The following is a 10517-nucleotide window of genomic DNA, read 5'->3' as shown; positions in this document are numbered from 1 at the left end:
CGGGTGGCCATGGCGGGCGGGCGTGCCCACCTTGGCGACTTGAACGTGGCTCGACTCAATCCCATCGAAGCCCTGTCGGAGCTGCTCCAGGGAGAGCAGGAGCGCGTGGCGCGCCTGTGGGCCAAGCGCCTGCGCGCGGAAGTCTACGAAGTGGAGATTCCGGGCCGGGACTTGCGTGCCCCGCTGAGGCGACTGGTGGGCGAGATGGCGCGCCTGCTCAAGGATAGGGGCGAGGACGCGGTGCGGCTGTGGCCGGAAGTCGCCCGCTCCCACGGCGCGGACCGGTACACGCAGAACTTCGAGCCCGAGGACCTGACGCGCGAGTTCAAGTCCCTGGAGTCGGTGCTGCTGCACGTCTACGCGCGCCACCACGGTGGACTGATTGAGCCGGAGGTCGCCGGCCTCATCTCGGAGCTGGTGTGGGAAGGGGACGCGGCCGCGCAGGCGTCCTACGCGCGCATCCTGAAGACGGAGGAGGTGCGCTTCCGCGAGGCGGCGGTGATGGAGTCGGTGCTCAACCACGTGGACGTGGGCATCCTCCTGGCCGAAGTGGACGGCACCGTGTCCTTCGCCACGCCGCCGGTGAGCCGGCTGATGGGCGTGCCCATGCGCGCGGTGGTGGGCGGGCGCGCGGTGAACACCGTGTCCCCGGTGCTCACGCAGGTGAACGCCCGGCACCTGACGGGAGAGCCCTTCAAGGTCGCCGACATGCCCTTCGTCCGCGCGCTCAAGGAGCAGGGCCCGGTGCGCGGGGTGATGATGGTGGTGGAGCGCCCCGGCGGCGGCGAGGTGACGCTGGAGATGAGCGCCACGCCCGTCTGGGAGGAGGAGGGCGAGCTGGCCGGCGCCATCCAGACCTTCACCGACCGCACCGAGTCCGCGAACAAGACCAAGGCCCTGGAGAGCGCCTATGGCGAATTGCGCCGGCTCCAGGGACGGCTGCTCCAGCGCACCCGACAGCAGGCGCTGGGCCAGCTCGCGGGCGGCGCGGCGCACGCGCTCAACAACTTCCTCAACGTGCTGCGCCTGCGCATCACCCTGCTCCAGCGCGAGTACAAGCCCGAGCACCTGGAGGCGCTCGACAAGACGGTGCAGCAGATTGGCGAGCTGGTGGCGCGACTTCAGGAGTTCAACGTCCAGCGCACCGAGGAGCGGCCCATCGACGTGAAGGTGGACCAGACGGTGCGCGAGTCGCTCGAGTTGGCGCGCGGCGAGCTGGAGCAGCGCGAGCACCCCGTCTACGTGGAGCTGGAGCTGCACGACCCGGGCGCGGTGCGCGCGGACGCGGCCTTCTTCCGCGAGCTGGTGGTGAACCTGCTCCTGGCGGCCCGCGACAGGATGGAGGAGGGCGGCCATCTCAAGCTGGAGACGCGCAGGGAGAACCAGGAGTGGCTCACCCTGCGCATCCAGGACGAGGGCCCGACGTACGCGGCCGAGGAACTCACGCACCTGTTCGACCCGCTGCGCAGGGACCCGGGGGCGCCGCAGCTCTCGCTGTACCTCGCGGTGGCGCGCGCGCAGGTGCAGCGCTGGGGCGGCGAGCTGACGGCGGAGAACGCGACGACGGGGAAGGGCGCGGCCTTCCTGGTGCGGCTGCCGCGTGTCCATGAGCAGTCGTCGACGTACGAGCCCACGCGCACTCCGCCGAGCGGGACGAAGGCCGTGGCTCCGGCGGCGCCCCGGCGCTTCCAGCAGACGCGCCGCGTGCTGGTGGTGGACGACGACCTGGACAACGCGCGGATGATGGCCGAGGTGCTGGGGGAAGAAGGCTACGAGGTGCAGGTGGCCCACGACCCCCGCGTGGCGCTGGACATGTGGGACCGGCGCCGCTTCGACGCGGCCTTGCTGGATGCGGTGATGCCGGAGATGAGCGGCTGGGAGGTGGCGCGCGCGCTGCGCGAGAAGTCGCCCCAAGCGCTGCTCGCCATCGTCACCGGCATGGACGTGCGCGGGCAGAACCGCGCCAACCTGGCGCTGGTGGACGCGGTGTTCCGCAAGCCCATCGACGTGGGCGCGCTGGATGACTTCCTCGCGCAGACGGAGGGAGGCTCGGGCGGCGAGGCCGCGCAAGCCGCCGGGGAAGCTCCCGAGCCCCTCAGCGAGAGTCCCGACACGCCACGACACTGAGGCAGCCCGGTCCCTGGCGCACGGGCCCGGAAGGCATTGCGCGAGGTCCAAAGGTGGAGGGGCAACGGGGGCCGCCGTCGCCTGGAGACCCTTGCCGGCCGCCTCTCGGGCGGTAGCGGCGTCACCTGAGCCGTGCGCACGTCGAGCACGTACGGTTCATGTCGGGTCAGGACGTGCTCCACCGCGACTTTCAGCGCGGCCTTCATTTCGTCCTGGTGGTGAATCGCCTCACCATTCGGAACGCCGAGGGACTTCGCCACGTCCACGAAGCTGAACCCGGGATTGCTCGGGGTGCGGTACCCGGCTGCGAAGCAGGTGAATCCTGCCTGCCGGGTTTCGTGCAAGCCATCCACCCCGGGGGTATGTGAGTGTTCTCTTTCGTCGTGTTTGTGTATGGAATTGCCCTGGCGCGTCCGGGTGGGTTGAAATGCTTGTCTGACAATGGAATGCGGAGCCGGTGCGGGGTGGGTTCGTGAAATGGGGTGGGGCGTCTAGAGTCGCGGGGGTGAACGGCTTGCTGGAAGTGGAGCGCATCCGCCGCAAGGTGGAGGCGGGTGAGGTCCTGAGTGACGCGGAGCTGGAAGGGCTGCGCGCGCGGGCACAGGGCAGCGAAGGGCCGACGATGCGGCTGGCGGTGGCGCATGCGCTCATCAACGCGGGAGCGGACCGCGAGGCGCTGCCGTTGCTGGAGGCGCTGCGGCGCGACTTCCCTCGGGACGTGCCGGTGATGCTGGGGCTCGCCCGGGCGCTGCTCGGGCTGGAGCGCCACGGGGACGCGGAGGCGCTGCTGCGGCAGGCCCGCGCGCAGGAGCCCGGGGACCCGGAGGTCCTCAAGGTGCTCGCGGTGCTGGCGCTGCGCCGGGGCGAGGTGGAGCGGGCGCAGGTGTACGTCAAGGATGCGCTCGCCAGAGACCCGTTCGACGCGGAGACGCGGCTGTTGAAGGAGGAACTCGAATCGGCGGAGCTTCCGCCCCCGGCCGCGCCGGAGGAGCAGGTGCTCCGGCCGGAGTTCACCGCCGCGCTGGCGGGAGCGCTGGGACGGGCGCGAGTGGCCTTCCGGCGACAGGGGAAGGACCTGCTGGTGAAGCTGGCCTCGGGCGGGGTGGGGCGCGTGGACCTGGGCTCGCTGTATGCGGCCTATCGCGAGGCCCCTGGCTCAGCGGGGCTGAGTCCCTACGTGGAGGCCCTGGCCGCGCGCCTGGGCGGGTTGGACTCGGGGCTGAGCGCGGAGGGGGCTTCGCTGGAGGCCCGGCTGCGCCCTGTGTTGCGTCCGTCGGACTTCGCGGCGAAGGCGGTGGGAGCGCTGCACCGGCCCGGGCCGGCGCGACTGGAGGTCTTCTACGTGCTGGAGGACGCGGACTTCGTGCGCTACCTGCCCGAGTCCGCCCTGCGTGCTTCCGGGCTGACGGAGGAGGGGGTGGACGCGGCGGCGTGGCGAAATCTAGAGGCGCATCCCGCGCCCGTGCGGCCCGTGGTCATCGACCAGGGCGAGGTCCGGCTCGCGGAGACCTTCTCGGGCCTGTGGGCGGTGGCGGGAGGAGATGGGCTCGACGGCGCGCGGCTGCTCACCGCGTCCCAGCGGCGACTGCTGGCGGAGCAGGCGGGAGACGAGCCCCTCTACGGCTCCCTGGTGCGACGCGAGCTGGCGCTCGTGGCCCGGGTGTCCGACGCGTCGGCCCGGGAGCTCCTGGCTGACCTGGAGCCGACCTCGGAGGGAATCGAAGGCCTGTACTTCCTGTCGGACGCGGGGCTCACCCGGGATTGGGCTGCTGGGGACTGAGGGGCTTCAGCCCGCCGTGCTGGTGGGAAGCCGGTCCACGAACACCACCTCGCGGTAGCCCAGCGTGAGCAGCAGCGCGCGCAGGGCCCGCTCGGCGGAGTCACGGGCGCGCTGCTGGAGTCGTGCATCGGCGCGCACGTCCTTCTCGAAGGCGAGGCGTGCCTTCTCCAGGAGCTGCGCCGTCTGCGCGCTGTCCAGGTTGGAGTCGATGACTTCCATCTCCCCGGGCCGCAGCGCCACGCGCACGTCCAGGGGCGGCAGCACGACATGCACCTTCGTCCCGGCGACGTGGAGGCTGGAGGCGTCCAGGCGCTGGAAGTCGAACCCCAGGTGCGCATCCGCGAAGACGATGGCCCGGCCGCGCGGATTCTGGAGCGTGTACGCCGCCCAGTTCACCACGTCCTTCCACAGAGCATCCGTGGCCTGCGGCTCGGGAGAGAAGGTCACCTTCTTGTAGAGGGCGACCTCCAACGTCTCCAGCCGCGCCACCTCGCGCATCTGCTGCACCACGGAGGCGGTGTCGGGCAGGACGGGGGACGCGGGTCGCAAGAGCAGGCCCGCGCCCAGCGCTCCGGCGGCGATACCCAGGAGGACCGTGAGGATTCGCGAGAGGTGCGCCATGGGCCCCAGTGTATCCCCTTCCTCGCGGCACGCGTCTGGGGCACGGTGCGCGCGTGTGGGCGGCACGTTGCTGGAAGGAGCACGTGTGGAGCTGACCGATGTGGAAGTGACGGAGCTGGGAGCGCGTGGCTATTTCACGCGCCCTGTCTTCCTCGGGGATGTGGCCGCCCTCGCCGCGCGGGCTGATGCGCTGGCGAGGGCTGAATCCGGAGTGCTCCATGCCGCGGGCATCCGCCGGGGTGCCGAGCGGACCCTGGACTCCCGCGTGCGAGGAGACCTCATCGGCTGGATAGAGCCGGAGCCCGGGACTGGGCTCGGCGTCCTGCGGGAACACTTCTCCCAACTGGGACACGCGCTCTCGTCAGCGGCCTACCTCGGCCTGGGACGCTTCGACCTCCAGCTCGCCTGCTACCCCGGCGGCGGAGCGCGCTACGCGCGTCACTTCGACGCCTTCCCAGGCCAATCCAACCGCCGCGCCACCGCCATCTGGTACGCCAACCCGGGCTGGGTGCCCGAGCACGGAGGCGTCCTGCGGCTGTATCCGGAGGACTCCGCACCCGTGGACGTGGCCCCCGTGCTCGACACGCTCGTCGTCTTCCTGAGCGAGCGAATCGAACACGAGGTGCTGCCCGCCTACGCCTCTCGCCTGGCCCTCACCGCCTGGTACTACGGCCGCGACGCGGGCTGAGCCTTCACCTCACAGCGGGGGCGCGAGCAGGACGACGGAGTAGCCGACCGCCGTGCGCGTCCCCGGGTTCTCGTACGAGTGCTTCTGGTCCCCCCGGAAGACGACGACGTCTCCGGGCTTGAGGACGAAGCGCTCACCGCTGGCGACCAGCGCCATCTCCCCGGACTCACAGGCCAGGTACTCGCGGGTGCCGGGGGTGTGGGGCACGCCGGTGATGCGCACCCCGGAGGGCAGCTCCACCCGGTCGAACTCCATGCCCGGCAGCGGGTCCGGCAGCAGCTTGCGCAACTGCCCCGCACCTCGGATGCGCGTCGTCAGGCTGTCGCGCGGGTAGTGCCGCGCACTGGCGCGAGGCCTCGCCACCAGCTCCTCCAGTGACACCTGGAGCGCCGCCGCCACGCGGTGCAGCACCGACAGCGTGGGGTTCGCGGTGCCCGACTCCAGATTGGCCCACGTCGCCCGGGGCACCCCCGCGAGCTTGGAGAGCTGGGCCTGCGTGGCGCCCCGCGTCTCCCGCAGGGTCCGGATGTTGCGCGCCAGCCTGCTCGGCAGGTCCTCTTCGTCGATGGCCATGGTTTGACAATCTGCCAAAGGATTGTCCGCGACGCCATTCCATCAACGCGGCGGGCGTATCCCTATCCACCAAGGAGGACTTTCCACATGAAGCTGACCGGAAAAGCGGTCCTGGTGACGGGAGCGAGTCGAGGCCTGGGCCGCGCGCTCATGGCGCACTTCGCGCGAAGAGGGGCCCGGGTGGTGGGCGTGGCCCGCCATGCCCCGGAGATGGAGGCCGCCGCCGAGGCCCTGCGCGCGGAAGGGCTGGAGGCGCACGGCGTGGCCTATGACGTCGGTGACAAGGAGTCCATCTACCGGCTGGTGGGCGTGGCCACGTCGCTGGTGGGCCCGCTGGACGTGTTGGTGCACAACGCCAGCATCCTCGGACCCACGCCGCTGCCCCTGCTGCTCGACACCGCGTGCGAGGACCTCCAGCACGTGCTGGAGGTCAACGTGGTGGGCCCCTTCCGGCTCACCAAGGCGGTGGTGGGCAACATGGTGGTGCGAGGGGGCGGGCTGGTACTGAACATCAGCTCGGACGCGGCCCTCTCCGCGTATCCGCGCTGGGGCTCCTACAGCGTGTCCAAGGGTGCGCTGGAGCACCTGGGCCGCCTCTGGGCCACGGAGCTGGAGGGCACGGGCGTGCGCTTCCTCAACGTGGACCCGGGGGAGATGGACACGCGGATGCACTCGGACGCCATGCCGGAGGCGGACCGCTCCACGCTGGCTCGGCCCGAGGACGTGGCGGCGCGCATCGTCGCGATGGTGGAGCGTCGCTCGGAGTCGCTGCCGTCGGGTTCCCGCCTGGAGGCGGCGAGTCTGGAGGCCGCATGAAGCCCGCGCGCTGGCCCGTGGACCATCCCGAGGAGGGGCGGCTCCTGCACATCGAACCTCACGGACGTCGCTTCTCCGATGCCCGCGTGGCGGACCTTCCGTCACTCCTGCGGGACGGAGACCTGCTGGTGGTGAACGACGCCGCCACGTTCCCCGCCTCGCTCCTGGGGCGCACGGCGGCGGGAGAGCGAATCGAGCTGCGACTGCTGGCGCGCGAGCAGGACGGCACCTGGACCGCCGTCCTCTTCGGCGCGGGCGACTGGCGCAAGCGCACCGAGGACCGGCCGCTCCCGCCCGCGCTGCCGGTGGGCTCGCGCTTCACCGTCGTCGGCTTGCCCGTCCAGGTCGTCGAGGTGCTGCCGCCCTCGCCCCGCCTGGTGCGCGTGGCCTTCGACGAGGACGGGGCCGCGCTCTGGTCCGCGCTGTACCAGGGCGGCAGGCCCGTGCAGTACGCGCACACCGTGGCCCCGCTGTCGCTGTGGCACGTGCAGACGGGGTATGGCGCGCGGCCCTGGGCCACGGAGGCGCCGTCGGCGGGACTGCCCCTCACCTGGAACCTGCTGCTGGCGCTGCGTCGTCGAGGCGTGCGGCTGGCGTCGCTCACCCACGCGGCGGGGCTGTCCTCCACCGGGGACGCCGTGCTGGACGCGGCGCTGCCGAGGCCCGAGCGCTCGGACATCCCCGCGGCCACGGTGGCACAGGTGGAGGCCACTCGCGCGGCGGGAGGTCGGGTTGTCGCGGTGGGCACCACGGTGGTGCGCGCGCTGGAGGGCCGTGCGGAGATGAACGGCGGGCGACTGGTGGCGGGCGAGGCGGTGACGGACCTGCTCCTGGGGCCCGGCTTCGTGCCTCGCGTGGTGCACGGGCTGCTCACGGGCATGCACGAGCCTGGAAGCAGCCACCATGCGCTGCTCCAGGCCTTCGCGCCGTCACCGCTCTTGAAGGAGGCGACCGCGCACGCGGAGGCGCGCGGCTACCTGGGGCACGAGTTCGGAGACTCGTGCCTGGTGCTGGACGCGTGAGGGCTCACTGGAGCTGATTGGGCTCCAGCTCCACCTTCACCCAGCCAGGCTTGCGCAGGTCGAAGTTGCGGTAGGCGTCCAGTGCGCTGCTCATGGGCTCCACGTGCGAGAGGATGGCGGTGGGGTCCACCTCGCCCGTGCGCACCAGCTCCAGCAGCCGGGGGATGTACTTGCGGTGGTTGCAGTTGCCCATCTTCATCGTGAGGTTCTTGTTCATCGCCATGCCGATGGGGAACGTGCGCACCTGCTGCGGGTAGACGCCGATGATGGACAGCGTGCCCGCCTTGGCCAGGGACTCCACCGCCCAGGACAGCACCTGTGTGGGCGCGTCACCGGGCACCCAGTTGTCGCCATCCGGCTTCGTCTTCGGCGCGGTCTCCTTCGCCTCGCGCTTGAGCTCCGCCTTCTGCGCGCTGGCCTGCTTCGCCGCGGGTCCCGCGTGCGCGTGCACGGCGTCCACGCCCACCGCGTCGATGGCCCGGTCCACGCCGATGCCGTTGGTGAGGCGCTGAATCGTCTTCACCGGGTCTTCCCGGTCGAAGTTGATGATTTCAGCGCCCTGGGTGCGCGCCAGCTCCAGCCGGTCCTCGTGGCAGTCGATGGCGAAGACGCGGCCCGCCCCGAGCAGCTTCGCGCTGACGATGGCGAACAGCCCCACTGGCCCGCAGCCGAACACCGCCACGGTGTCACCGGGTTTGATTTCCGCCAGCTCCGCGCCGAAGTAGCCGGTGGGGAAGATGTCGGAGATGAGGATGGCCTGCTCGTCCGTCACGCCGTCCGGAATCTTCACCAGCCCCGCGTGCGCGAAGGGAACGCGCACCTTCTCCGCCTGCATGCCGTGGAAGGGGCCCGTCTGCTCCGGCCCGCCGAAGAAGGCCGTGCCCGCGGAAGGCCCGTTGGGGTTCGCGTCGTTGCACTGCGAATGGTAGCCGTCGCGGCAGTAGACACAGTTGCCGCAGGCGATGGTGGAGGGGATGACCACGCGGTCGCCCACGTTGAAGTTGCGCACGTCGTCGCCGAGCGCCTCGATGTAGCCCACGCCCTCGTGACCCAGAATCGTGCCCGGCTTCATCCCCGGCATCGTCCCGCGAATCATGTGCAGGTCCGTGCCACAGATGGCGCTCGCCGACAGCTTGACGATGGCATCCGTCGGCTTCTCGATGCGCGGCTCCGCCACATCGTCGAGCCGGATGTCCCCAATCCCATGGAATACGATGGCCTTCATCTCGTGCTCCTTCCCCGTCCGGGGTGCCAGGCGTTCAAAGTCGAGCAGGGCCCGTCTTGCGACGACGGACCCGTGCGACTTGGAGCGTGGGCATCCACGCGACCGCGGGCAGGGCGCGGCGGCTCCTCTTCCGGTCAGCGGCCGGGAGGACGAGCGACTAACGGCCGCCGGTGTGGACGTGGAAGGTGAGCTTCTTGCCGAAGACGCGGCGGAAGAGCGCCACCTCGTGCTCCGCGTTCCACAGCTCCAGGTCCACCGGCTGGCGCGCGCGCAGGTGCAGGGCGACGCCGTCGCGGCCGTTGGTGGCCTTGAAGTCCTTGATGGGCTGGTGGTGGCTGTGGTCCAGCGAGTTGGCCACGCGCAGCAGGGTGGCGAGCTTGCGCACGGTGCGGGCCTCGGTGGGAGTCAGCCCCGTCATGCCCGAGTGAGCCAGCTCCGGCGGGCTGCGCCGGTGGTAGCGGGCGACTCGGGCCACCAGCTCGCGCTCGCGGTCCGCGAGGCCGGGGAGGTCCGCGTGCCGGATGAGGTAGTACGTGTGCTTGTGGTGGCGCTCGTAGTTCACCGCGTGGCCGATGTCGTGCAGCAGCGCGGCGACCTCCAGATAGGGGCGCACCGACAGCGGGAGCTGGTGCAGGGCGGCCAGGTCGTCGAAGAGCGTCAGCGCCATGCGGGCCACCTGACGCGCGTGCTTCTCGTCGAAGAAGAAGCGCTGCCCCATGACGACGGCGGCGTCCGCCAGGCTGTGGTCGTCGTCCTGGTGGTGGGCGTCCTGCCGGTAGAGCAGGTCCACGAGGATGCCGTCGCGCAGGCCCCGGTTGACGACGCTGACGGATTCGATTCCCAGGTACTTCGTCACGCCCTCCAGGATGACGGCGCCGGCGACGATGATGTCGGCGCGCTTGGGGTCGAAGCGCTTGCGCCGCCGGTCCACGGGCATCTGCGCCAGCGTCTCCACCGTCTGGGTGAGCTGGCGCACGGTGGCGTTGCCGCTGCTCTCGCTGGAGGCGAAGGACACCACGGCGTTGATGGTGCCGGACGAGCCGAGCGCCATCCGGGGCAACAGCGGCAGCTTCTCCGGCAGCGTCTTGCCCAGCACCTCCTGGACGAACCCGCGCATGATGCGCAGCTGCTTCGGTGTCACCATGCGTGACGCCTCGAAGACCTCGGTGAGGCGCACCGAGCCCAGCCCCAGGCTCCAGAGGTTGTCGGGCTTCTCGCCCACGGCGGTGGCCACCTCGGTGCTGCCGCCGCCAATGTCGATGAGCAGCGAGCGGGTGCCCGGGGGCTTGCGGTGCAGCACGCCCAGGCAGATGAGGCGCGCCTCCTCCTTGCCGCTGACGACCTCCAGGTTGAGGCCGGCCTCCTCGCGCACGCGTCGGACGATGTCCGGGCTGTTGCGGGCCTCGCGCAGGGCGCTGGTGGCCACCGCGCGCACCTGGGCCTTGTGGCGGCGGCAGAGCGCGGAGTAGCGCCGCAGCGTGGACAGGAGTCGCTCGGCGGTGGCCTCCGGCATGGTGCCGGTGGCGAAGACGCCCTCACCCGGGCGGATGGGGTCTCTCTCCTGATGGAGCGTCTCGAGCGCCCCGTCGGCGTCCGGCCGGGCGAGCTCCAGTCGCACGGCGTTGGTCCCCACATCGATGGCTGCGAGTACGGGCGGGAGGGCGG

9 protein-coding genes are annotated in these 10517 nt (G+C 71.2%); 5 read left to right on the top strand and 4 right to left on the bottom strand.

Going from position 1 to position 10517, the window contains the following annotated elements:
- Positions 1-9 precede the first annotated feature (9 nt).
- Positions 10-2127 carry a response regulator gene (locus HUW62_RS42280; RefSeq protein ID WP_255203952.1) on the top strand — a complete coding sequence of 706 codons (2118 nt, stop codon included), beginning with the start codon at positions 10-12 and terminating at the stop codon, positions 2125-2127.
- Positions 2128-2632: 505 nt separating this feature from the next.
- Positions 2633-3907, top strand: coding sequence for a tetratricopeptide repeat protein (locus HUW62_RS42275; protein ID WP_176437657.1), 1275 nt, complete (start codon positions 2633-2635; stop codon positions 3905-3907).
- 6 nt (positions 3908-3913) lie between these two features.
- Here HUW62_RS42275 and HUW62_RS42270 read toward each other — a convergent pair whose 3' ends face one another.
- Entirely contained in the window at positions 3914-4528 is a 615-nt protein-coding gene (locus HUW62_RS42270; RefSeq protein WP_176437656.1) for a DUF4230 domain-containing protein, read from the bottom strand.
- Between the two features lie 85 nt (positions 4529-4613).
- Between HUW62_RS42270 and HUW62_RS42265 the strand changes: the two genes are divergently transcribed.
- Positions 4614-5216 (top strand): 2OG-Fe(II) oxygenase, encoded by a 603-nt coding sequence (locus tag HUW62_RS42265; RefSeq protein WP_176437655.1) that lies wholly within the window; start codon positions 4614-4616, stop codon positions 5214-5216.
- Positions 5217-5225: 9 nt separating this feature from the next.
- Here HUW62_RS42265 and HUW62_RS42260 read toward each other — a convergent pair whose 3' ends face one another.
- A complete protein-coding gene (locus HUW62_RS42260) occupies positions 5226-5783 on the bottom strand; it encodes a helix-turn-helix domain-containing protein (RefSeq protein WP_163871007.1) in 558 nt (185 codons plus the stop codon).
- 93 nt (positions 5784-5876) lie between these two features.
- On the opposite strand from HUW62_RS42260, the gene HUW62_RS42255 reads away from it, so the two are divergent.
- Positions 5877-6605 carry an SDR family oxidoreductase gene (locus HUW62_RS42255; protein ID WP_163870994.1) on the top strand — a complete coding sequence of 243 codons (729 nt, stop codon included), beginning with the start codon at positions 5877-5879 and terminating at the stop codon, positions 6603-6605.
- Complete coding sequence (locus HUW62_RS42250; RefSeq protein WP_163870993.1) at positions 6602-7627, top strand: S-adenosylmethionine:tRNA ribosyltransferase-isomerase; 1026 nt, start codon at positions 6602-6604, stop codon at positions 7625-7627. Before HUW62_RS42255 ends, HUW62_RS42250 begins: the two co-directional genes overlap by 4 nt.
- Positions 7628-7631: 4 nt before the next feature.
- Here the strand turns inward: HUW62_RS42250 and HUW62_RS42245 are convergent, their stop codons facing one another.
- Both HUW62_RS42245 and HUW62_RS42240 read right to left on the bottom strand, forming a co-directional pair.
- Positions 7632-8852, bottom strand: coding sequence for a zinc-dependent alcohol dehydrogenase (locus tag HUW62_RS42245; protein WP_163870992.1), 1221 nt, complete (start codon positions 8850-8852; stop codon positions 7632-7634).
- Positions 8853-9009: 157 nt separating this feature from the next.
- A partial coding sequence (locus tag HUW62_RS42240) for a Ppx/GppA phosphatase family protein (RefSeq protein ID WP_176437654.1) occupies positions 9010-10517 on the bottom strand: 1508 nt, incomplete at its 5' end.

Source organism: Myxococcus sp. AM011 (assembly GCF_013372595.1).
GTDB lineage: Bacteria > Myxococcota > Myxococcia > Myxococcales > Myxococcaceae > Myxococcus > Myxococcus eversor.
This window is presented reverse-complemented; position numbering and strand designations above follow the sequence as displayed.